At 71.0% G+C, this 24,322-nt stretch carries 15 protein-coding genes and 1 tRNA gene; 12 read left to right on the forward strand and 4 right to left on the reverse strand.

The genetic code is table 11. From position 1 onward, the window contains the following. Position 1 precedes the first annotated feature (1 nt). The 4 genes from ACZ4WH_RS11330 to ACZ4WH_RS11345 all read right to left on the reverse strand — a co-directional run bounded on the left by ACZ4WH_RS11330 (position 2) and on the right by ACZ4WH_RS11345 (position 6,590). Positions 2 to 1,390 carry an OFA family MFS transporter gene (locus tag ACZ4WH_RS11330; protein WP_468179047.1) on the reverse strand — a complete coding sequence of 463 codons (1,389 nt, stop codon included), beginning with the start codon at positions 1,388 to 1,390 and terminating at the stop codon, positions 2 to 4. A gap of 116 nt (positions 1,391 to 1,506) precedes the next feature. After that, positions 1,507 to 3,651, reverse strand: coding sequence for an acetate--CoA ligase family protein (locus ACZ4WH_RS11335; RefSeq protein WP_468179049.1), 2,145 nt, complete (start codon positions 3,649 to 3,651; stop codon positions 1,507 to 1,509). Positions 3,652 to 3,655: 4 nt separating this feature from the next. Next, complete coding sequence (gene frc / locus ACZ4WH_RS11340) at positions 3,656 to 4,897, reverse strand: formyl-CoA transferase (RefSeq protein ID WP_468179050.1); 1,242 nt, start codon at positions 4,895 to 4,897, stop codon at positions 3,656 to 3,658. A 10-nt stretch (positions 4,898 to 4,907) separates the two neighbouring features. After that, a complete protein-coding gene (locus ACZ4WH_RS11345) occupies positions 4,908 to 6,590 on the reverse strand; it encodes a thiamine pyrophosphate-binding protein (RefSeq protein WP_468179052.1) in 1,683 nt (560 codons plus the stop codon). A 277-nt stretch (positions 6,591 to 6,867) separates the two neighbouring features. On the opposite strand from ACZ4WH_RS11345, the gene sucC reads away from it, so the two are divergent. From sucC to ACZ4WH_RS11405, 12 genes are all read left to right on the forward strand, one after another. Next, positions 6,868 to 7,998 carry an ADP-forming succinate--CoA ligase subunit beta gene (sucC, locus tag ACZ4WH_RS11350; protein ID WP_468179054.1) on the forward strand — a complete coding sequence of 377 codons (1,131 nt, stop codon included), beginning with the start codon at positions 6,868 to 6,870 and terminating at the stop codon, positions 7,996 to 7,998. Between the two features lie 11 nt (positions 7,999 to 8,009). Beyond that, complete coding sequence (sucD, locus tag ACZ4WH_RS11355; protein ID WP_468179056.1) at positions 8,010 to 8,891, forward strand: succinate--CoA ligase subunit alpha; 882 nt, start codon at positions 8,010 to 8,012, stop codon at positions 8,889 to 8,891. A 146-nt stretch (positions 8,892 to 9,037) separates the two neighbouring features. Continuing rightward, complete coding sequence (locus ACZ4WH_RS11360; protein WP_468179058.1) at positions 9,038 to 10,612, forward strand: aldehyde dehydrogenase family protein; 1,575 nt, start codon at positions 9,038 to 9,040, stop codon at positions 10,610 to 10,612. A gap of 162 nt (positions 10,613 to 10,774) precedes the next feature. Then, positions 10,775 to 10,859 (forward strand) — tRNA-Leu (locus ACZ4WH_RS11365). 427 nt (positions 10,860 to 11,286) lie between these two features. Then, positions 11,287 to 13,350 (forward strand): elongation factor G, encoded by a 2,064-nt coding sequence (fusA, locus tag ACZ4WH_RS11370; RefSeq protein ID WP_468179060.1) that lies wholly within the window; start codon positions 11,287 to 11,289, stop codon positions 13,348 to 13,350. A gap of 301 nt (positions 13,351 to 13,651) precedes the next feature. Continuing rightward, complete coding sequence (locus ACZ4WH_RS11375; RefSeq protein WP_468179062.1) at positions 13,652 to 14,968, forward strand: ABC transporter substrate-binding protein; 1,317 nt, start codon at positions 13,652 to 13,654, stop codon at positions 14,966 to 14,968. A gap of 5 nt (positions 14,969 to 14,973) precedes the next feature. Then, positions 14,974 to 15,960 carry a carbohydrate ABC transporter permease gene (locus tag ACZ4WH_RS11380; protein WP_468179064.1) on the forward strand — a complete coding sequence of 329 codons (987 nt, stop codon included), beginning with the start codon at positions 14,974 to 14,976 and terminating at the stop codon, positions 15,958 to 15,960. A gap of 31 nt (positions 15,961 to 15,991) precedes the next feature. Then, complete coding sequence (locus ACZ4WH_RS11385; protein WP_468179214.1) at positions 15,992 to 16,831, forward strand: carbohydrate ABC transporter permease; 840 nt, start codon at positions 15,992 to 15,994, stop codon at positions 16,829 to 16,831. A 29-nt stretch (positions 16,832 to 16,860) separates the two neighbouring features. Next, the gene (locus tag ACZ4WH_RS11390) at positions 16,861 to 18,225 is read left to right on the forward strand and encodes a GH1 family beta-glucosidase (protein ID WP_468179066.1); all 1,365 of its coding nucleotides are present in this window, start codon (positions 16,861 to 16,863) and stop codon (positions 18,223 to 18,225) included. A 231-nt stretch (positions 18,226 to 18,456) separates the two neighbouring features. Beyond that, positions 18,457 to 20,331, forward strand: a complete 1,875-nt coding sequence (locus ACZ4WH_RS11395; protein WP_468179068.1) for a discoidin domain-containing protein — start codon at positions 18,457 to 18,459, stop codon at positions 20,329 to 20,331. Positions 20,332 to 20,470: 139 nt separating this feature from the next. Beyond that, positions 20,471 to 21,595 carry an ADP-ribosylglycohydrolase family protein gene (locus ACZ4WH_RS11400; protein ID WP_468179070.1) on the forward strand — a complete coding sequence of 375 codons (1,125 nt, stop codon included), beginning with the start codon at positions 20,471 to 20,473 and terminating at the stop codon, positions 21,593 to 21,595. Between the two features lie 769 nt (positions 21,596 to 22,364). After that, positions 22,365 to 24,251: a DNA/RNA helicase domain-containing protein gene (locus tag ACZ4WH_RS11405; RefSeq protein WP_468179072.1), complete on the forward strand. Its 1,887-nt coding sequence runs from the start codon at positions 22,365 to 22,367 to the stop codon at positions 24,249 to 24,251. Positions 24,252 to 24,322 lie beyond the last annotated feature (71 nt).

The raw sequence follows: 24,322 nt of genomic DNA on the forward strand, positions 1-24,322 counted from the left end.
CTTATGCCATCTCCTCACCGAGGGGGTGCGGGTTGGGGACGATGCGCCGGGCCTTCGGCCTGCCCGGAGCCTTCAGGAAGAGCGCCAGCACCGCGGAGGCCAGCCCGACGGAGCCCGCCAGGACGAACGCGCCGTGGTAGTCCCAGGCGTCGACGACGACCGCGCCCAGGCCCGAACCGACGAGCCCGGAGACGAGCTTCGAGCTGTAGACCATCCCGTAGTTGGAGGCGTTGTTGTTCTCGCCGAAGTAGTCCGCCGTCATGGCCGCGAACAGCGGGAAGATCGCCCCGCCGCCGAAACCGGAGACCATGGAGCACAGCAGGAAGAACGGCATGCTGCCCATCTGGCCCGACACCAGCACACCGAACTGCGCGGAGCCGAGCACGAGGCACACGATGATCAGCGTGTTGCGGCGCCCGTAGCGGTCGGATATCCAGCCGATGACACCGCGCCCGGTGCCGTTGACGATGGCCTTCAGGGACATCGCCGTCGCCACGATCCCGCCCGCGAAGCCCATGTCCTTGCCGAACGGCACCTGGAAGGCGATGCCGAAGATATTGATCCCGGCCGTGCACAGCAGACAGAACCACATCATCCACAGAACAGGGGTACGCGCCGCCTCCTTCGGGGTGTACTGCTTCACCGCCGGCGGGTTCTTCTCCAGCGCCCGGCGGATCTTCGGGTCGTGGGTCACCATGAGCGGGTCGACGTGCGCGGGCCACCAGTTCTTCGGCGGGTCCCTGAAGAACCAGCCGGCGGACGCCACCACCAGGCACAGTCCGATGCCGACCGCGACCAGCACGCCGCGGTAGTTGCTCAGGTCCATGTACGACGTGAACAGGAACACGAACGGCACCGAGCCGTAGGCGAACCCGCCGTTGACGAAGCCGGTCTTGCCGCCCTTGCGTTCCGGATACCACTTGCCGACCATGTTCACGCAGGTCGCGTAGACCAGACCGGCGCCGATACCGCTGCACATGCCGAAGCCGAGGTAGGCGACGGCGACATGCGGCGCGTACGCCAGTGACAGATAGCCCAGCAGCGTGCCGACCGCGCCGAGCAGCATCGCCGTACGGGCGGGCAGCCGGCCGCTCTCCCGCAGCTGCCCCGCCGGGAAGGCCACGGCCGCCTGGAAGAACACCCAGACGCCCATCAGCCAGAAGATGTGCCCGCTGCTCCACAGATGCGCCTCGTGGAGCGTGTCCTCCGCGGACGTGAACGCGTACTCGGCGGAGCTGATGCCCATCATGCCCACCCAGGGCAGGATGACCATCCAGGTGCGCCTGCGGCCCATGATGTCGATGTCGGACTCGCCGACCCGGTACACGCGTCCGTTCCGGTCCGTCACTTCCCGGTACGGCACGGACGTCGAGTAATCGGTCGTTCTCATCGCTCACCCCTTGCGTCGAAAGTTCTGGCCAGCGCCCCCTGTCCCATGCCTTTCGTGCGCAGACGGGTCCGGGGGCCGGCCGGCGCGCACCGCCGGCCGGCTCCGTTCCGCTCAGCTCATGAACCGCCCCCCAACACACCGGCGGCCCGCGCCCACCGGTACTTCGCGCCGAGCACCGCCACCGGCTTCTCGGTCGTGTACGGATACGCCACGACCCCCCGCTCGAACAGGTACTGGCAGGCCTCCTCCACCTCGACGTCACCGGCCAGCGACGCCACGACCGGCTTCTCGACGCCCCGCTCGCGGAACTCGGCGACCACGCGCGCGGTGAGTTCCGCGAACACCATCGGCGGGGTGACGATCGTGTGCCAGTAGCCGAGCACGAGCGCGTGGATGCGCGGGTCCTGAAGGCCCAGCCGGATCGTCGCCTCGTACGTCGACGGCGGCTCGCCCCCGGTGATGTCGACCGGGTTGCCGGCCGCGCCGAACGGCGGGATGAACCGGCGGAACGCCTCGTCCAGGTCGGGCGGGATCTCCATCAGGGTCAGCCCGTTGTCCGTCACCGCGTCCGACAGCAGCACACCGCTGCCGCCCGCGCCGGTGATGATCACGACGTTGTCCCCCTGCGGGGTGGGCAGCACCGGCAACGCGCGCGCGTACTCCAGCATGTCGTTCAGGCCCGGCGCCCGGATGACCCCGGCCTGCCGGAGGATGTCGTCGTACACCGCGTCGTCGCCCGCGAGCGCGCCGGTGTGCGAACCGGCCGCCTTGGCGCCCGCCGCCGTACGGCCCGCCTTCAGCACCACGACCGGCTTCTTCGGCACGGTCGCGCGGGCCGCCTCCACGAACGCCCGCCCGTCCTTGAGGTCTTCGAGGTGCATCGCGATGCACTCGGTGTGCGGGTCCTCGCCGAACCAGGTCAGCAGGTCGTCCTCGTCCAGGTCCGACTTGTTGCCGAGGCCGACGATCGCCGACACGCCCGTCTTCGTGGTGCGGGCGAAGCCCAGGATGGCCATGCCGATGCCACCGGACTGCGAGGTCAGCGCCACCCCGCCCTTGACGTCGTACGGCGTGCAGAACGTGGCGCACAGGTCCTGCCAGGTGGAGTAGTAGCCGTAGATGTTCGGGCCGAGCAGGCGGATGCCGTGCCGCTCGGCGATCGCCACGATCTCCGCCTGGAGCGCGTGCTCGCCGGTCTCCGCGAACCCGGACGGGATCAGGACGGCGTTCGGGATGCCCTTGCGGCCCACCTCCTCCAGGGCCGCGGCCACGAACCGGGCGGGGATGGCGAAGACGGCCACGTCCACCTCGCCGGGCACGTCCGTGACGCTCTTGTACGCCTTGCGGCCGAGGATGTCGTCGGCCTTGGGGTTCACCGGGTGGATGTCGCCGGCGAAGCCGCCGTCGACCAGGTTGCGCATCACCGAGTTGCCGATCTTGCCGGGCTCGTTGGAGGCGCCGATCACGGCGACGGAGGCGGGCTGCATCAGCCGCCGCATGGACGCGAGGATCTCCTCGCGCGTGTACGTCCTCCTCGGTACCGGCTGCCGCTCGGCGAGGATGATCCGGATGTCGGCGGCGACCGCGCCCCGCGCCGTCGCGATCACCGGATTGAGGTCCACCTCCGCGATCTGGGGGAAGTCCGCGACGAGTTGGGACACGCGACGGATCTGCTCGGCCACCGCCCACCGGTCCACACCGGCCTGCCCGCGGACCCCGCGCAGGATCTCCGCCGACCGGACGGAGTCGAGCATCGACAGGGCCTCGTCGGCGGAGACCGGCGCGAGGCGGAACGTCACGTCCTTCAGCACCTCGACCAGCACCCCGCCGAGCCCGAACGCCACCACCTTCCCGAACGTCGGGTCGGTGACCGCGCCGACGATGACCTCCTGGCCCGCCGGCAGCAACTCCTGCACCAGCACGCCCTCGATACGGGCCTGCGCGTCGTAGGCGCGCGCGTTCTTCACGATCCGGTGGAACGCGGCCCGTACGTCGGCCGCGCCCTCCACCCCCACGACGACCCCGCCGGCCTCGGTCTTGTGCAGGATGTCCGGCGAGACGATCTTCAGCACCACCGGCCCGCCGAGACGTGCCGCCGCGGCCACCGCCTCGTCCACGTCCGCCGCCAGCTCCTCGCCCGGTACGGCGATCCCGTACGCCTCGGCGACCACCCTGCCCTCGGGCGCGGTCAGCGCCGTACGGCCCTGGGCCCGCACCGACTCCAGCAGGGACCGCACCCGCAGTACCCGGTCCTCGGCCATCACGTCAGATCACTCCGTTCGACTTCAGCAGGCGCAGCTCCTCGTCACCGAGGCCCAGTTCGCCGACGTAGACCTCTTCGTTGTGCTCGCCGAGGAGGGGCGAGCTGGTGACCTCCACGGGGGAGTCGGAGAGCTTGAGCGGGCTGCCGACGGTCACGAACTCGCCGCGCTCGGGGTGCGGGACGCGGACCACCATCTCGTTGGCGGCGAGCGAGGCGTCCTCGATGATCTCCTTCGTGGACAGGATCGGGCCGCACGGGATGTTGTGCGCGTTCAGCCGCTCCAGCACCTCCCACTTGGGGAGGGTCACCGACCACTCCTCGATCAGCTGGAACATCTTGTTCAGCTTCGGCAGCCGGGCTTCCGGGGTCGCCCACTCGGGGTCCTCGGCCAGCTCCGGCCGGCCGATGAGTTCGGTGATCGGCTTCCAGCCGACGGGCTGGACGATGACGTACACGTAGTCGTTCGGGCCGCCCGGCGCGCACCGCACCGCCCAGCCCGGCTGGCCGCCGCCGGACGCGTTTCCGGAGCGGGGAACCTCCTCGCCGAAGTCCTCGTTGGGATATTCGGCGAGCGGCCCGTGGGCCAGGCGCTGCTGGTCCCGCAGCTTCACCCGGCACAGGTTGAGCACGGCGTGCTGCATGGCCACGTTGACCCGCTGCCCACGCCCGGTCCGCTCGCGCTGGAGGAGCGCCGCGAGAATCCCCGCCACGGCGTGCACACCCGTCCCCGAGTCCCCGATCTGGGCGCCCGTCGCCAGCGGCGGCCCGTCCTCGAAACCGGTGGTCGACATCGACCCGCCCATGGCCTGCGCGACGACCTCGTACGCCTTGAAGCCGGTGTACGGGCCGTCCCCGAACCCCTTGATGGAGGCATAGACGATCCGCGGGTTGATCTCCTTGATGCGGTCCCAGGTGAACCCCATCCGGTCGACCGCGCCCGGCCCGAAGTTCTCGACCATGACGTCCGAGCGCCGGATCAGCTCGGTGAGGATCTCCTTGCCGCGCTCGGTCTTGGTGTTCAGCGTGATGCTCCGCTTGTTGCAGTTGAGCATCGTGAAGTACAGGGAGTCGACGTCCGGCAGGTCCCGCAGCTGCTTGCGGGTGATGTCCCCGGTCGGCGCCTCCAGTTTGACGACGTCGGCGCCGAGCCAGGCGAGCAACTGGGTGGCGGACGGCCCGGACTGGACGTGGGTCATGTCCAGGACGCGGATGCCGGCCAGGGCCTTGGTGGGCGTTCCAGTCATGCGGGCCACCTCACTTGTACATGGTCTGGTTCATGGTTCCGGGGGCGTACGCGTCCGGGTCGACCCAGACGTTGATCAGCGACGGCTTGCCGGACTCGCGGGCCCGGCGCAGGGCGGGGCCGATGTCGGCGGGGTCGCGGACCTCCTCGCCGTAGCCGCCGAGGATCTGCGCGAACTTGTCGTACGGGACGTCGCCGAGGGTGTTGCCGACCCGTTCGCGGTCCTTGCCGTACTTGGCGGCCTGGCCGTAACGGATCTGGTTCATGGAGGAGTTGTTGCCGACGATGCCGACGAACGGGAGGCCGTAGCGGACCAGGGTCTCGAAGTCCCAGCCGGTGAGGGAGAAGGCGCCGTCCCCGAAGAGGGCGACCACCTCCTTGTCGGGGCGGGCCTGCTTGGCGGCGAGCACGAAGGGGATGCCGACGCCGAGGGTGCCGAGGGGGCCCGGGTCCATCCAGTGGCCGGGCGACTTGGGCTGGACGACCTGCCCGGAGAAGGTGACGATGTCGCCGCCGTCGCCGATGTAGATCGAGTCCTCGGTCAGGAAGTCGTTGATCTCGCTGACCAGCCGATACGGGTGGATCGGGGAGGCGTCGGAGCGCAGCTGCGGCAGCCGCTTCTCGATCGCCGTCTGCTCGGCCGCGCGCAGTTCGTCCAGCCACTCCTTGCGCTTGGCCGCACCGCCGTTGAGGCGCCCGGCGGCGGCCTCCGTCACCGACTTCAGCACCAGGCCGGCGTCGCCGACGATGCCGAGGCCGATGTCGCGGTTCTTGCCGACGGTGCGGTAGTCCAGGTCGATCTGCACCACCGTGGCGTCGGGGGAGAGGCGCTTGCCGTAGCCCATGCGGAAGTCGAACGGGGTGCCGACGATGACGATGACGTCGGCGTTCGAGAAGGCGTACCGGCGGGAGAGCTGGAAGTGGTGCGGGTCGCCCGGCGGGAGCGTGCCGCGTCCGGCGCCGTTCATGTACGCCGGGATGTTCAGGGCGCGTACCAGCTCGATCGCGGCCTCGGTGCCCCGGGTCGTCCACACCTGGCTGCCCAGCAGGATCGCCGGCTTCTCGGCGTGGACGAGCAGGTCGGCGAGCTTCTCGATCGCCTCCGGATCGCCGGCCGAGCGGGTCGAGGCCCGGTAGGCACCGGGCCGCGGGACACGGGCCCTGGCGACGGGCACCTTGGCGTCGAGGACGTCCCGGGGGATCTCCAGGAAGGAGGGGCCCGGTGCGCCGTGGTAGCACTCGCGGAAGGCCATCGACACCATGTCCGCCGCGCGGGCCGTGTCCGGCACCGCCGCCGCGAACTTGGTGATCGGCGTCATCATGTCGACGTGCGGCAGGTCCTGGAGGGACCCCATCTTGTGCTGGGTGAGCGCGCCCTGACCACCGATCAGCAGCATCGGGGACTCCGCGCGGAAGGCGTTGGCGACCCCGGTGACGGCGTCGGTCGTCCCGGGCCCCGCGGTGACCACCGCACAGCCCGGCTTGCCGGTGATACGGGCGTAGCCGTCGGCGGCGTGCGCGGCGACCTGCTCGTGACGGACGTCGACGACTTCTATTCCCTCGTCCACGCAGCCGTCGTAGATGTCGATGATGTGGCCGCCGCACAGGGTGTAGATGCGGTCGACGCCTTCGGCCTTCAGCGCCTTGGCAACGAGATGGCCACCGGAGATCACGTCCTGGGTGTCGTCGGGCATGGCGAAGTCCCGTCCCTTTCGTAGGAGTTTGGGCGGCTCGCGGGGCAGGGGGTGCGTACAGCGGTGCGTACAGCGGTGCGTACAGCGGTGCGTACAGCGGTGCGTACAGCGCCAGGCTGTATGCAGTAGATTGCATACAGTCGACGAATACTGTATGAAGCTTGTTATCCCGCATCCAGTGGGCGGTGTCCAGGGGGCGTACACAGTTTTCGGTCATCGGTCTCCGGTCGATTCCGGTCACCGGAGCGCGCGATGATCCCCGCAGACAGGAGCCGGCATGGACCTGTACGAACACCAGGCACGACAGCTCTTCCAGGACCACGGCGTACCGGTGCCGCGGGCCGAGGTCACGCAGTCACCCAAGGAGGCCCGGGAGATCGCCCGGCGGCTCGGCGGCCGGGCCGTCGTCAAGGCTCAGGTGAAGACGGGCGGGCGCGGCAAGGCGGGCGGAGTCCGGCTCGTCGCCGACCCGGCCGCCGCCGAACTGACGGCCCGGCAGATCCTCGGCATGGACATCAACGGCCATCGGGTCCGGGCGCTGATGTTGGCCGAACCGGTCGACATCGCCGAGGAGTTCTACGTCTCCTACGTCCTGGACCGCGCGGCCGGCGGCTTCCTCGCCATCGCCTCCGCGCAGGGCGGGGTGGACATCGAGGAGGTGGCGGCGAACCACCCGGAGGCCGTGGCGCGCATCCCGGTCGACCGGGCCGAGGGCGTCACCTCCGCCAAGGCCGGGGAGATCGCGAGCGCGGCCGGGCTGCCGCCGCAGACCGCCGACGTCCTCATCCGGCTGTGGCAGGTGCTGGTCGGCGAGGACGCCCTGCTGGTCGAGGTCAACCCACTGGTGCGCACCGCCCAGGGGCACGTCCTCGCCCTCGACGGCAAGGTCACCCTCGACGACAACGCCCGCTTCCGGCAGACCCGTTGGGGCGCCGAGGGCGAGGAGCACCGGGACCCGCTGGAGACCGCGGCGGCCGCCCGCGGGATCAACTACGTCAAGCTCGACGGCGAGGTCGGGATCATCGGCAACGGCGCCGGACTCGTGATGTCGACCCTGGACGTGGTCGCGGGCTGCGGCGCCCGCCCCGCCGACTTCCTCGACATCGGCGGCGGGGCCTCGGCGGAGGTCATGGCCGACGCGCTCTCGGTGGTGCTCGCCGACCCGGCCGTGCGGAGCGTCCTCATCAACGTCTTCGGCGGGATCACCGCGTGCGACGCCGTCGCCGACGGGATTCTCGCGGCGGTCGAGCGTATCCAGCCCACCAAGCCGCTCGTGGTGCGCCTCGACGGCAACAACGCCGCCCGTGGCCGGGCGATCCTCGACGCACGCGCGCATCCGCTGGTCGAACAGGTCGCCACCATGGACGGCGCCGCCCGCCGGGCCGCCGAACTCGCCCACACCGCCTGAGGAGCCGGGACATGGCCATCCACCTCACCACGGAGAGCAAGATCCTCGTCCAGGGCATGACCGGCGCCGAGGGCATGAAGCACACCCGGCGCATGCTCGCGGCCGGCACGAACGTCGTCGGCGGGGTCAACCCGCGCAAGGCCGGCCGTACCGTCGGCGTCGACGGACACCCGCTGCCCGTCTTCGGCTCGGTCGCCGACGGCATACGGGCGACCGGCGCCGATGTCAGCGTCGTCTTCGTCCCGCCCGCCTTCGCCAAGGCGGCCGTCACCGAGGCCGCCGACGCCCGTATCCCGCTGGCCGTCGTCATCACCGAGGGCATCCCGGTCCACGACACAGTCGCCTTCACCGCGTACGCGCGGCAGCGGGGCACACGGATCATCGGGCCCAACTGCCCCGGCCTGATCTCCCCGGGCCAGTCGAACGCGGGCATCATCCCCGCCGACATCGCCAAGCCCGGCCGTATCGGCCTGGTCTCCAAATCGGGCACCCTCACCTACCAGCTCATGTACGAGTTGCGCGACACCGGCTTCTCCACCTGCGTCGGCATCGGCGGTGACCCCGTCGTCGGCACCAGCCACATCGACTGCCTGGCCGCGTTCCAGGACGATCCCGACACCGAACTGATCGTCCTGATCGGGGAGATCGGCGGCGACGCGGAGGAACGGGCCGCCGCCTATGTCCGCGACCACGTCACCAAGCCCGTCGTCGGCTACATCGCCGGGTTCACCGCGCCCGAGGGCCGGACCATGGGCCACGCCGGCGCCATCGTCTCCGGCTCCACCGGCACCGCCCGCGCCAAGCAGGAGGCCCTGGAGGCGGCCGGGGTGCGAGTGGGCCGTACCCCTACGGAGACGGCCCGCGCGGTGCTGGAGACGTTGCGGCAGGGCTGAGCCGAGGGCGCGTGCCTCCCCCACCGCCGACTCCCGCCGCGGCGGGGCTGAGCCGAGGCGCGTCCCGCCCGCACCACCGACTCCCCAGAAAAGGCAGGTACCTCCCCGCACCCTCCATCCCCGCCCAGCGAGAGCGGAGACCCCGTATGTCACCCACCCTCACCCCGCAGCCCCCGACACCTCCTCCCGTCGCCCTCCTCAAACCCGGCACCTCCTACGCCGACGCCTGGCGGCGCTGTCTCACGGTCGCCCCCGAGGCCTTCCGGGAGCAGGCGGCCGGCAATCTGTGGGCCGGTGTCTGGCGGCCCGACGGCCGGACCCTGCCCGCGACCACCCCGGTCGACGGCACCCCGATCGCCGGCGCGCCCCGCCTGAACGGCGACACTGCCCAGCAGGCCGTACGCGCCGCCCTGGACCAGCACCGCGCCTGGCGGCACATCCCGCTGCCCGAACGGCGCGCCCGCGTCGCCGCCACCCTGGACGCGCTCGCCGAGCACCGCGACCTGCTCGCCCTGCTGCTCGTCTGGGAGATCGGCAAGCCCTGGCGGCTCGCGCTCGCGGACGTGGACCGGGCGATCGACGGCGTGCGCTGGTACGTCGACGGGATCGAACCGATGCTCGCGGGCCGGTCCCCGCTGGACGGGCCCGTGTCGAACATCGCCAGCTGGAACTACCCGATGAGCGTGCTCGTGCACGCCGCCCTCGTGCAGGCGCTGGCCGGCAACGCGGTCATCGCCAAGACACCGACCGACGGCGGTGTGGCGTGCCTCACCCTCGCCGCGGCGCTGGCCGCACGCGAGGGGGTGCCCCTGACCCTGGTCGGCGGCAGCGGGCGCGAGCTGAACCAGGCGCTGGTGCGGGCGCCGGAGATCGGCTGCGTGTCCTTCGTCGGAGGCCGCGACACCGGCGCCGCCGTCGCCACCGCCGTCGCCGACCTGGGCAAACGGCACGTCCTGGAACAGGAGGGGCTGAACACCTGGGGGATCTGGGACTTCTCCGACTGGGCGGCGCTCACCGCCGTCGTCCCCCGGCTCTTCGACTACGGCAAACAGCGCTGCACCGCCTACCCGCGCTTCGTCGTCCAGCGGTCCCTGTTCGACGCGTTCCTCGCCGCCTACCTGCCGGCGGTCCGGGCCGTCCGCGTGGGTCACCCCCTCGCCGTGACGGACCCGGCCGACCCGCTCCCCGAGCTGGACTTCGGACCGCTGATCAACGCGGCCAAGGCCAAGGAGCTGACCGACCAGGTGGCCGAGGCCGTCGACCGGGGTGCCGTACCGCTGTACCGGGGCCGGCCGGACGAGGCGCGCTTCCTGCCCGGCCAGGACACCTCCGCCTACGTCCATCCGGTCACCCTGCTGGGTCCGCCGCCGTCCTCCCCGCTGCACCACGCCGAGCCCTTCGGCCCGGTCGACACGATCGTCCTCGTCGACACCGAGGCCGAGCTGCTGGCCGCGATGAACGCGTCCAACGGCGCGCTGGTGGCCACGCTCGCCACGGACGACCGCGCCACCTACGACCGGCTCGCCCCGCAGATCCGCGCCTTCAAGACCGGGCACGGCGTCCCCCGCTCCCGTGGTGACCGGGACGAGCTGTTCGGCGGGTTCGGCGCGTCCTGGCGCGGCGCGTTCGTCGGCGGTGAGCTTCTGGTGCGGGCCGTGACCCGGGGCCCGGCGGGGGAGCGGCTGCCCGGTAACTTCCCGGAGTACCAGTCCATGCCCTGACTCTCACGTTCGGCACACAGGACCTCGCGCACTGTATACCGTCGGCATCCGCCGTCCCGCCTCCCCTGGCGGACGGATACGCAGGTGAAACGCACTCCGAAACCTTGGTATTGTTGTCCATGTCGCCGCGCGGAACACACCCCGCAAGGCGGCAGACACCTGGTCCGGGTGGCGGAATGGCAGACGCGCTAGCTTGAGGTGCTAGTGCCCTTTATCGGGCGTGGGGGTTCAAGTCCCCCCTCGGACACCGACGGGAAACCCCATGGCTGCGGCCATGGGGTTTCTTCGTTGCCCGGTTGCCCGCAACCCGGCTGAGGCCACCCGGCCGGAAAATCAGTACGCCTCGGCTGATCGTCTTCCTAGACTCGCGTCACACCGCGCGCCGCCCCGACACCACGGCGGCGCGTTCCGTGAGCCGTGTCGACCGAGGGGAGCAGGGCCGTGCGTGACCGTACCGCCGCCGTCGTTCCCCCCGCGCGGACCGAGGTGATCCTGGTGTCCCCGGCCGTCCGGTGCCCGCTGCGCGGCCGGCACCGGATGCCCGTGACGCCCCGCTGACACCCCGGCGGCCCGCCCGGCACACGCCCCGTCCGCCGCCGTACCGTCCGCTCCGTCCGGCACACGGGAAATCGCGCCGCCCTCTTCCAGGACCACTTCCCGAAAGGCACCGGGCCGTGCGCACGCACATCGACACCCTCGCCACCGTCCGCAACCTCGGCATCCTCGCCCACGTCGACGCCGGCAAGACCACCGTCACCGAGCGCATCCTGTATGCGACCGGCACCACCCACAAGCGGGGCGAGGTGCACGACGGCACCACCGTCACCGACTTCGACCCGCAGGAACGCGACCGTGGCATCACGATCTTCGCCGCCGCGGTGAGCTGCGCCTGGGACGGCCACCGCGTCAACCTCATCGACACACCCGGCCACGTCGACTTCGCCGACGAGGTCGAGCGGTCGCTGCGCGTCCTCGACGGGGCGGTCGCCGTGTTCGACGCCGTCGCCGGGGTCGAACCGCAGAGCGAGTCGGTATGGCGGCAGGCCGACCGGCACGGCGTCCCCAGGATCGCGTTCGTCAACAAGATGGACCGCGCGGGCGCCGACCTCGACCGCGCCGTCGGCTCCATCCGGGACCGGCTGCACCCCGCACCCCTGGTCGTCCAGCTGCCGATCGGCGCCGAGGACGGCTTCATTGGGGTCGTGGACCTGGTGCGGATGCGGTCCCTGGTGTGGGGCGACGGCACGGGCACGGCCGTGGAGGGAGCGGTGCCCGAGGAGTTGCGGGAGGAGGCGGGACGGCGGCGCCGCGCGCTGGAGGAAGCGGTCGCGGAACGGCATCCGGCCGCCCTGGAGGAGTTCTGCGACCGGGAGACGCTCTCCGCCGCGACCCTCACCGCGGCCCTGCGCGACCTCACCCGCACCGGTGACGGTGTGGTCGTGCTGTGCGGTTCCGCCTACCGCGACCGTGGCATCGAACCGCTGCTGGACGCGATGGTGGCCTACCTGCCGTCACCGCTGGACGTACCCGCCGTACGCGGTGTCCACGAGGGCGCCGAGCAGCGGCGGGCCGCCGACCCGGAAGCGCCGTTCGCCGGGCTCGTGTTCAAGGTGAACGCGTCCGCCACCGGCCGCCTGGCCCATGTGCGCGTCTACTCCGGCACGATCGAGAAGGGATCAACCGTGTTGGACCCCGGCAGCGGACGCACCGAGCGGGTGGCGCGCATCCTACGGGTCATGGCGGACCGGCACGTCCAGCTGGACCGGGCGGTCGCCGGTGACATCGTCGCGCTCGCGGGCGTGAAGTCGGCCCGGACCGGCGCCACGCTGTGCGACCCGGGCGCCCCGCTGCTGCTGGAGCCGCCCGTGGCCGCCGAACCCGTGGTGTCCGTGGCCGTCGAGGCACGGCGGAGCACCGACACCGGGCGGCTCGCGACGGCGCTCGCCCGGCTCGCCGAGGAGGACCCCTCGCTGGTGGTGCGCACCGACGCCGAGACCGGGCAGACCGTGCTGTCCGGGATGGGCGAACTCCACCTGGAGGTCGCGGTGGAGAAGATCCGGCGCGACGGCGGACCGGAGGCCGGCGTGGGCCGGCCCAGGGTCGCGTACCGGGAGACGGTCGTCGGCGGAGTGCGCGGGTTCGTGTTCCGGCACGTCAAGCAGGACGGCGGGGCAGGACAGTTCGCGCAGGTCGTCCTGGACGTGGAGCCGCTCGGGCCCGAACCGGGCGGCACCGGCTTCGAGTTCCGTTCCGCCGTGGTCGGCGTGCGGGTGCCGCAGGAGTACGTGCGCGCGGTGGAGGCCGGCTGCCGGGACGCCCTCACCGAGGGGCCGCTCGGCGGCCACCCGGTGACCGGGCTGCGCGTCACGCTCACCGACGGCTCCACCCATGTGAAGGACTCCTCCGACACGGCCTTCCGCACGGCCGGCCGGCTCGGCCTCCGCGAGGCCCTGCGGGCGTGCACGGCGGCGCTGCTCGAACCGGTCGCCGAGGTCACGGTGACCGTGCCGGAGGACGCGGTGGGCGGGGTCCTCGGGGACCTGGCCGCCCGGCGCGGCCGGGTCGGCGGCTCGGAGACCCGGGGCGGGGTGGCCGTGGTGACCGCGACCGTGCCGCTCGCCGAACTGTTCGGCTACGCCACCCGGTTGCGCAGCCGCACCCAGGGCCGGGGCACCTTCACCAGCCGACCCGCCGGCTACGCACCGGCACCGGCCTCCGCGTCGGCGGCGGCCCGGTAGGGGTCCGGCAGGGGCCGGGTAGGCGTCCGGCAGGGATACGACCCCTCCGCCGGCCCGCGGCACAGGCCCACCGTGGCTCGTGGTGCGGGCCGGCGGGCCGATGGGCCTGCGGGCCTGAGGGCCTGAGGGCCTGCGGGCCGCTTCCGGGGTCGTCCCTCGTACGGGAATGGCCGTTCCTGAGCCGCACGGCGGCCAACCTTGCGGGCAGGCTTGTCGAATCCCTTGACGATCGCCCCTCCGGGGGATTAACTCACGTCCTAAATTAAGCCATGAGTGCAATCCCTGAAGGGACCCGGGAGCCATGCGCAGCATCCGAGCCGCGGCCGTAGGCGCCGTCACCCTGTCTCTCGCCCTTGCGGCCACGGCCTGCGGAGGCGGATCGTCCACCGGCGGCGGGTCGAACGACTCGCCCAAGACGCTGACGTACTGGGCCTCCAACCAGGGCGCCAGCGTCGGTGTGGACAAGCAGGTTCTCCAGCCCGAGCTGGACAAGTTCGAGAAGCAGACCGGCATCAAGGTCAAGCTGGAGGTCGTGCCCTGGTCGGATCTGCTCAACCGGATCCTGACCGCGACCACCTCGGGCCAGGGCCCGGACGTGCTGAACATCGGCAACACCTGGAGCGCCTCCCTCCAGGCGACCGGCGGGCTGCTGCCGTGGGACGAGAAGAACTTCGCCAAGATAGGCGGCAAGGAGCGGTTCTCCGACACCGCGCTCGGCTCGACCGGCGCCCAGGGCAAGGACCCGGCCGCCGTCCCGCTGTACTCGATGGCGTACGCCCTCTACTACAACAAGAAGATCTTCGCCGACGCCGGGATCAGCAAGCCCCCGGCCACCTGGGACGAGCTGATCGCCGACGGCAAGAAGATCAAGGCCAAGGGCAAGTCCGTGCTCGGCGCCGAGGGTGCGAACCTGTCGGAGAACATCCACCACGTCTTCGTCTTCGCCAAGCAGCACGGCGCCGACTTCTTCACCGCCGACGGCAAGCCGGACTTCACCAACCCCAAGGTGGTCGAGGCGGTGAAGAGTTACGTCGATCTGATGGCCAAGGACAAGGTCATCCCGGCCGGCGACGCCGAGTACGCGCAGAACCAGTCCGTCAGCGACTTCGCCAAGGGCAAGCAGGCGATGCTGCTGTGGCAGTCCGCCACCGCCAACCTCAAGTCCCAGGGCATGAGCGAGGACGCCTACGGTGTCGCGCCGGTGCCGGTGATCTCCGGGACGCCCGGCGCCGGCACCCAGGTCAACTCGGCGGTCATGGGCATCAACATCGCCGTCTTCAAGAACACGCACAACCTCGACGGCGCCACGAAGTTCGTGAAGTTCATGACCTCCGACGCCGAGCAGAAGATCCTCAACACGGCGTACAGCTCCATCCCGCCGGTCAAGGCCGCCCAGGGCGACCCGGCGTTCAACGCGCCGGGCACCGCGGTGCTGAAGGACACCCTCGCCAAGAGCGCCGCCGCGCTGCCGCAGGTGCCGTCCGAGTCGCAGTTCGAGACGGCGGTCGGTACGGCCGTCAAGGAGCTGTTCGCCGACGCCGCCGCCGGACGCGCCGTGACCACCGACTCGGTCAAGGCGAAGCTGGAGAAGGCCCAGCAGCAGATGCCGGCGGCCTGACCACGATGACGACCACCGCACTGAAGGAACCGGTGCGCGACACGTCCCCCGGTGCGGCGCGCGAACCCCGCCGCCGCACCGGGCGGATCAGACGCGTCTCCCTGCCGTACCTGCTCCTGCTGCCCGCCCTGCTCCTCGAACTCCTCGTCCACCTGGTGCCGATGGCGATCGGCATCGTGATGAGCTTCAAGCAGCTCACCCAGTTCTACATCCGCGACTGGGGCACCGCCCCCTGGAGCGGCCTCGACAACTACAAGGTGTCGGTGGACTTCGACGCCCCCGTCGGCAAGGCGCTGCTCCAGTCCTTCGGCATCACCGTCGGCTTCACCCTGCTGTCGGTCGGCCTGTGCTGGCTGATCGGCACGGCCGCCGCCGTCTTCATGCAGGACACCTTCCGGGGGCGCGGCCTGCTGCGCGCCCTGTTCCTGGTGCCGTACGCGCTGCCCGTCTACGCGGCCGTCATCACCTGGGTGTTCATGTTCCAGCACGACAACGGCCTGGTGAACCACGTCCTGCACGACCAGCTGCACCTCACCGACAAGCCGTCCTTCTGGCTCATCGGCGACAACAGCTTCTACGCCCTGCTCACCGTGTCCGTGTGGAAGGGCTGGCCGTTCGCGTTCCTCATCATCACGGCCGGCCTCCAGAACATCCCCCGCGAGCTGTACGAGGCCGCCGCGCTGGACGGCGCCGGGATGTGGCAGCAGATCCGCCGCATCACCCTGCCGTCGCTGCGCCCGGTCAACCAGGTGCTGATCCTGGTGCTGTTCCTGTGGACGTTCAACGACTTCAACACGCCGTACGTGCTGTTCGGCAAGGCCGCTCCCGAGGCCGCCGACCTCATCTCGGTGCACATCTACCAGTCCTCCTTCGTCGCCTGGAACTTCGGCACCGGCTCGGCCATGTCCGTCCTGCTGCTGCTGTTCCTGCTCGTCGTGACGGGCGGATACCTGCTGCTGACCTCGCGCGGACGGAGGGCCTCCGATGCGTGACCTGTCGTCGGCGCCGACGCACAACTCGCCCATGGCGCCCCCGCGTTCCTTCCTGTGGTCGCGCCGGGTGTTCCTCACCCTGCTCGCCGGGTTCGTGCTGGTCCCGGTGTACGTGATGGTGTCCAGCTCGCTGAAGCCGCTCGCCGACGTCACCGGCAAGTTCCGCTGGCTGCCCAGCGAGCTGACCCTCCGGCCGTACATCGACATCTGGTCGACCGTGCCGCTCGCGAAGTACTTCATGAACTCGCTGATCGTGGCGGGCGCGGCGACCGTCTGCTCGGTGGTCATCGCCGTGTTCGCGGCCTACGCCGTCAGCCGGTACGACTTCCGAGGCAAGCGCGTCTTCACGGTCACCGTGCTGTCCACGCAGATGCTCCCGGGCATCCTCTTCCTGCTGCCGCTCTTCCTGATCTACGTCAACATCGGCAACGCCACCGGCATCGCCCTGTTCGGCTCCCGTGGCGGGCTGATCCTGACGTACCTCACCTTCTCGCTGCCGTTCTCCATCTGGATGCTGATCGGCTACTTCGACTCGGTGCCGCGCGACCTGGACGAGGCGGCGCTCGTGGACGGCTGCGGCCCGTTCGGCGCGCTGTTCCGGATCGTCGTACCGGCCGCGATCCCGGGCATCGTCGCGGTCGCCGTCTACGCCTTCATGACCGCCTGGGGAGAGGTGCTCTTCGCCTCGGTCATGACCAACGACAACACCCGTACCCTCGCCATCGGTCTCCAGGGCTACTCCACCCTGTACGACGTCTACTGGAACCAGATCATGGCCGCCTCACTGGTCGTCAGCGTGCCCGTGGTGGCCGGCTTCCTGCTGTTGCAGCGCTATCTCGTCGCGGGTCTGACGGCGGGCGCCGTCAAGTGACCCACACCCCTGATCCCGAAGGGACTTCCGTGTCCGAACCCATCGACCTCGCCGCCCTCCCGCACGACTTTCTGTGGGGCACGGCCACAGCGGCGTACCAGATCGAGGGGGCCGTCACCGAGGACGGCCGTTCGCCCTCGATCTGGGACACCTTCTCCCACACCCCGGGGAAGATCGCGAACGACGACAACGGCGACGTCGCCTGCGACCACTACCACCGCTGGCGCGAGGACATCGGCCTGATGCGGCAACTCGGCGTCAACGCCTACCGGTTGTCCGTGGCCTGGCCACGGGTGATCCCCGGCGGCACCGGCCCGGTGAACCCCAAGGGACTCGCCTTCTACGACGAGTTGGTGGACGCGCTGCTGGAGGCGGGCATCACCCCGTCCGTCACGCTCTACCACTGGGACCTGCCGCAGGTGCTCCAGGACCGTGGCGGCTGGCCGGAGCGGGACACCGCCCTCGCGTTCGCCGAGTACGCCTCCGTCGTCGCCGAACGCCTCGGCGACCGGGTCGCCCTCTGGGCCACCCTCAACGAGCCGTCCTGCTCGGCCTGGATCGGTCATCTCGAAGGCACGATGGCGCCGGGCTGGACCGATCTCACCGCCGCCGTCCGCGCCTCCTGCCATCTGCTCCTCGGCCATGGCCTCGCCGCCCAGGCGATCCGTGCCGCCGCCCCCGGCGCGCAGGTCGGCATCGTCAACAACCTCTCCACCGTGCACCCGGCCACCGACCGCCCCGAGGACCTGGCGGCGGCCCGCCGGCACGACGGCCATGTCAACCGCTGGTGGCTCGACCCGGTGCACGGCCGCGGCTTCCCGGCCGACATGGTGGAGACCTACGGCGTCGAACTGCCGGTCGACGACGCCGACCTGGCCACCATCGCCGCCCCGCTCGACTGGCTCGGCCTGAACTACTACTTCCCGGCGTACGTCGCCGACGACCCCGAGGGGCCCGCGCCGTACGTCCGTTCCGTCCGTCGCGAGGGCGTCCCGCGCACCGGCATGGACTGGGAGATCGACGCGTCCGGCATCGAGACGCTGCTGCTCCGGGTCACCGAGGAGTACGGCGCCCGGAAGATCTACGTCACCGAGAACGGCTCCGCCTTCCCGGACGTGGTCCGCCCCGACGGCAGCGTCGAAGACCCCGAGCGCCAGGACTACCTGGAGCGCCACCTCGCCGCCTGCGCCTCCGCCGCCCGCAAGGGCGCCCCGCTGGCCGGCTACTTCGCCTGGTCGCTGCTGGACAACTTCGAGTGGGCGTACGGCTACGACAAGCGGTTCGGCCTGGTCCACGTCGACTACCGCACCCAGGTCCGCACGATCAAGGGCAGCGGCCGCCGGTACGCGGACATCGTCCGCGTCCACCGCGGCCAGACGCGCCGGGCCGCCTGAGCCCGGCCCGGACGGCCGGTGGACACGACTGGGGAGTGCGTGTCCACCGGCCCGCCTCGCACACCTCCCCAGGGCTGTCATGCACGTGACATAAATCAGGAAGCGCGTGAGCGACATGGATCAGGACGCGCGTGAGCGTCATGGATCAGGACGCGCGTGAGCGTCATGGATCAGGACGCGCGTGCGTGACAGAGAACAGGAAGCGCACCTCCACCCCACAAGGAGAGCCGCATGCCCACCCGCATCCCCCGCACCCTGCTCACCGCCCTGGCCACCACGGCCCTGCTCTGCTCCGGTCCGCTCCTGGCCGGGCCCGCCACCGCGGCCCCCACCGCCGTCAGCTGGGACACCGACCGCGCGGCCGCCGCCTACGCGGTGGACCCGGCCGCCGTCACCGCCTCCGGCAGCGAGAACGCCGGCACCGCGCCCGGCCTCGCCTTCGACGGCAACGGCGCCACCCGCTGGTCCAGCGACTTCGCCGACAACGCCTGGATCCGCGTCGACCTCGGCTCGGTGATCCGCGTCGACCGCGTCGTCCTCGACTGGGAAGCCGCCTACGGCAAACGCTATGTGCTGGAGGCGTCCCGGAACGGCACCGACTGGACGCCCTTCTACACCGAGACCGAGGGCACCGGCGGCTCGGTCACCGCGCACACCTACCCGCAGGAGGTCACCGGCCGCTACGTCCGCCTGCGCGGCCTCGAACGCGCCACGCCGTACGGCTACTCCCTGTGGAACTTCAAGGTCTACGGCGGCGAACCCGCACCCGCGTCGACCACCCGCACCAACCTCGCCCTGAACCACCCGGCGTACTCGAACTACTACCAGCACGCCGGAAACTCACCGGCGTTCGTCACGGACGGCGGCTGGCCCGCCAACCTCAAGGACGACACCACCCGCTGGTCCAGCGACTGGAACGCGGACCGCTGGGTCTCGGTCGACCTGGGCGCCCCCTCGGCCATCTCCTCCGTCGACCTCTACTGGGAGGCGGCCTACGCCGTCGACTACCAGCTCCAGGTCTCCGACGACAACCGCACCTGGCGCACCGTGTACCAGCCCTCGGCCGCCGACGTGGCCGCCCGCCGCGCGAACGTGAAGTCCCCGTCCGAGGCGGTGGGCCTGCACGACACCGTCACCCTCCCCGCGCCGGTCACCGGCCGCTACGTCCGCATGCTCGGCAAGGAGCGCCGCTCCTTCTACAACCCGGCCCCCGCCACGGCCCAGTTCGGGTACTCGCTGTACGAGTTCCAGGTCTGGGGCACCGGCGGCAGCGCCTCCGCCGCCTACCCGGCCCTGCCCGCCGACCAGCCGGGCACGTACCGCACCACCTTCTTCGACGACTTCACGGGCGCCTCGCTCGACCGCTCCAAGTGGCGCGTGGTGCGCACCGGCACCGAGATGGGCCCGGTCAACGGCGAGTCCCAGGCGTACGTCGACTCCCCGGACAACATCCGCACGGAGAACGGCGAGTTGATTCTCCGGGCGAAGTACTGCAAGGGCTGCACCCGGGCGGGCGGCGGAACCTACGACTTCACCTCCGGCCGCGTCGACACCAACACCCACTTCGACTTCACCTACGGCAAGGTCAGCGCCCGGATGAAGCTGCCGGTCGGCGACGGGTTCTGGCCGGCCTTCTGGCTGCTCGGCAGCAACGTGGACGACCCGACCGTCTCCTGGCCGGCCTCCGGGGAGACCGACATCATGGAGAACATCGGCTACCCCGACTGGACCAGCACGGCCCTGCACGGCCCCGGCTACTCGGCCGACGGCAACATCGGCGCCCGCCAGACGTACCCGGGCGGCGGCACGGCCGACCAGTGGCACACCTACGCGGTCGAGTGGACCCCGACGGCGATGCGGTTCCTCGTCGACGACCGCCTGGTCCAGGAGACGACCCGCAACAAGCTGGAATCCACCCGAGGCCAGTGGGTCTACGACCACAACCAGTACGTCATCCTCAACCTCGCCCTCGGCGGCGCCTACCCGGCCGGCTGGAACAAGGTCACCACCCCCTACTGGGGCCTGCCGCAGTCCAGCGTCGACAGGATCGCGTCCGGGGGAGTGCAGGCGGAGATCGACTGGGTGCGGGTGGAGCAGAAGGGCTGACCCGGTCACCCCGTGCCGCCGTCTCCGACCGGAGGCGGCGGCACGACGACATCCCCGCACCCGTGGTTCGAGGAGCCGGCCGCCACGGTCCCGGCCCGGACCGGGCGATACGGTGGCCCGGAGCACGGGAGGGGAGAGAGTGGTCGCGCACAAGGACCCGGTCAAGGAGCATCTGCGGAGGGTCGCGCGGATGCAGTCGCGGGTGCGGGGACTGATGCTCGGACTCGCCCTCGGTGACACGGTCGGCGCGGCCCGGGGCGGGCTGCCCGCCACCGGACCGCTGCGGGCCGGCGTCAGCACCCAGCTGGCCTGCTTCACCACCGAGGGCGTCATCCGCGCGATGGTGCGCGGCGAGCACAAGGGCCTCTGCCACCCGCCGGGGGTCGTCCTCCACGCCTACTGCCGCTGGGCGGCCCTCCAGGGCATCGAAGTGGACCGGATGCGACGCCGCTGGGTCTCCCACCCGTCCGGCCACGCCTGGCCGGACGGCTGGCTCGCGGGCGTGCCCGCGCTGGCCGAGCGGCGCGGCAGCGCCCCGGCGACGGTGACCGCCCTGTCCCGCATCGAGGACCCGCACTCGCGGATCGCCACACCGAGCCGGGGCTGCCACGCGCTGACCCGGACCCTTCCGGTGGCGGTCGCCGGACCCCACTGGACCGAGCAGGCCGGGGAGTTCGCCGCGCGCACGCACGGGGACCCGGCCGCGCACACGGCCGCCGTGCAGGCGGCCGTGCTGCTCCAGCACTGTCTGACCGCGGACGGGCCGGACGGTCCCGGCGACCCCGCGGACCGCCTCGCGCGCCAGGCCCTGGAGGCAGGACTCACCGCACTGCCGTCCGCGGCCCGCCGGGTCTCCGCAGACGAGCACGAGCGGCTGCTGGTGGCCTTCCGGACTGCCGTCGACCAGCCCGCGCAGCCGGCCCTGCTGGCCCGCCTCGCCCCGGACGCGACCGCGCCCTCGGCACTGCTGGGCGGCCTCTACACGGCGGCCTCGTTCCCCGGCCGCGCCGAGTTCCGCACCGCACTGGGATTCGCGGCCGGCGCGCCGGACGGTGACTCCGTGGCCTGTGTAACCGGGGCGCTGCTCGGCGCGGTCCACGGCGCCGGGGCACTCCCCGTCGACCTGGTCAGCCGCCACGAACTGGCCTGGGTCCTCGACACCCTGGCCCACGACCTGCTGGCCCAGATCGAGGACTCACCCAGCGGCAGCGAGTACGTCCGGGGCTGGGACCCGCACTGGTGGGAACGCTATCCCGGCTGGTGAGCCGCGTTCCCGGGCGCGCACAGCCACCGGCCTCGACATCCGCTTCGTGGCCGACGGCACCGACCGCAGGAACGTGCCGCGCGGTGAAACCGACACCATCGAAGCCGTCCCCGCAGCGGAGGCTGCCATGCTCCCGCGGGGCACCAGCCGAGAGACCGCCACCACCCGCACGACAGCCTGGTGCTCGACTTCCGCGTCGAACCCGTCCGTGAAGCCCGCCTGGGCGCCGCCCCCGCCTCGCGATCGACACCCCCGGCCTCGCCGAGGACGTCCACGACGGCCATGCGGAACGCTGTTTCGGGATCTACGGTCCCACCGTCGCCTGGGCGAGCGCCGGTACCGCGAACCGGCGCCCAGGGCCGCGCCGACGCGGCCGGAAGCAGCACGAATTGCCCTGCCCGCCTGTGACGACCGGCATGAATGCCCGATTCACGGAAGGCACGACCGGGTCCTGGGGTCTGCCCCCGGGCCCTGTCCACCGGCGCGCTGCTCCGCCAAGTCCGGACGAGCAGCGAACGACGCAGGGCTACCGCCGTCGTGCCGGCATTGCGGCGGCACGAGCCCACCAGTGAGAGCCGGTGACTGAGAGAGGCGGGACAGCGTCGGCTCCTGTGCCGCCCTGGTAGCCACCCGCATCAGTGTCAGCTCCGCCGGGTAATCTCTGTTTCATCGTCATCGCGGCCCGACGGGCTTCCGCTCCACCTCGGTGGAGTCTCGAAGGACATGCCCCCACCCGCACGAGTCTCTTCGTGCTGCCTGGGGGAAGTCCTTGCTGTTCCGCGCGTCCGCGAAAACGGTCGCCGTCATGGCGCTCGACGGTTCGCTGTTCCTGCACCTCACCGACCAGTTCATTCACATGCACGGCTACCGCCCCGGCACCTCGGAGGTGCGCTCCTGGGAGCGCAGCGTCCCGGTCCTGGCCGCCGCGCTCAACGACGCGGGCCTGGGCGACGTGGAGATCATGCTGGAGTACGCGCTTCCCCTGAACAGCAAGCGCGCCGACGCGGTGCTAGCCGGCGTGCACCCCGTCACCGGGGAGCCGTCGTACCTAGTCGTGGAGCTGAAGCAGTGGAGCCAGGCACTGCCGCACGAGGACGACCCCTCCCTGTGCCACGTCGACGCCTACGCCCACCCGGTCCTCAACCCCATCGAACAGGTACGCCGCTACTGCGATTACCTGGTCAACTTCAACGGGGCAGTGGCCGAACACGGGCACCGGATCAACGGTGTGGCGTTCCTGCACAACGCCACGGAGTTCGGTGTGTCGGGCCTGCGCGAAATCGAACGTGACGGTCACGGACTGCTCTTCACGGGGGACCGCCGAGGCGCCTTCCTCGACCATCTCCGTTCCAGGCTGAGCGAAAAGCACCTCGGAGCCCCGGCAGCGGACGAACTGCTCGCGGGCGCCACGGTGCCGTCGAAGCAGTTGATGTCCGTCGCCGCCGAAGAAGTCCGGGAACGCCAGCAGTTCGTGTTGCTCGACGAGCAACAGGTCGCCTACCGCTTGGTGCTCAACGCGGTGGAGAAGGCGAAGCACGCCGACCGCAAGGAAGTCGTGATCGTCACCGGAGGTCCCGGCACCGGCAAGAGCGTGATCGCTCTGCAGTTGCTCGGCGAACTGTACCGACGTGGAGTCCCGGCTCTGCACGCCACCGGCTCTCAGTCGTTCACCAAGACGATGAGGAAGGTCGCGGGGTCCCGCAAGCGGGAGGTCCAGGATCTGTTCAAGTACTTCAACAGCTTCATGACCGCCGAGAAGAACAGCCTGGGCGCCCTCATCTGCGACGAGGCCCACCGCATCAGGGAGACCTCGGCCAACCGCTACACGCGTGCCGAGCACCGCACCGGCAGGGCTCAGATCGATGAACTCATCGACGTCGCCCACGTGCCCGTCTTCTTCCTCGACGAGCATCAGGTGGTGCGACCCGGCGAGATGGGCACCGTGGCCGACATCAAGGCAGCGGCGGCGAAACGCGGGATCCCCTGCCACGTCATACCGTTGGACAGCCAGTTCCGCTGCGGCGGCAGCGACGCCTACCTGCGCTGGGTCGTCCGGCTCCTCGGCCTCGAACCCGGCGGGCCGGTCGTCTGGGAACCCGACGACCGCATGCAACTACTGGTCGTCGACAGCCCGCAGGAGATGGAGGCGTTCCTCGAAGCCCGCCGCGCGCAGGGCTACGGCGCACGCATGTCCGCCGGCTATTGCTGGCGCTGGTCCCCCGAGCCCAAGCCAGGCGAGCCGCTACCGCCCGACGTCGTCATCGGTGACTGGGCCCGCCCCTGGAACCTGCGCGGCGACCGCTCTGTCTCAGGCGCGCCCCCGGCCGCCCTGTGGGCCACCGACCCGGCCGGCTTCGGTCAGGTCGGTTGCGTCTACACCGCCCAGGGCTTCGAGTACGACTGGTCCGGCGTCATCATCGGCCCCGACCTGGTCTGGCGCGGCGACCGCTGGATCACGGACCGCGCCGCGTCAAAGGACCCGGTGTTCAAGAAGTCCACACCGGACACCGATGTGGACCGCCTGATCCGCAACACGTACAAGGTGCTGCTGACCCGGGGGATGGTCGGAACGATCGTGTACTCGACGGATCCGGAGACGCGGGAGAAGCTGAGGCAGCTGGCAGGCGGAATGGTGCGGGAGACCGTATCGGCCTGACGGACATGCCGCCGCTCGCGCAGTCCCCCGTCGCCGGGTCGCAGTGCCGAGCGGTGACTGTCATGCTTGGG

This window comes from Streptomyces sp. NPDC029138 (assembly GCF_055564375.1).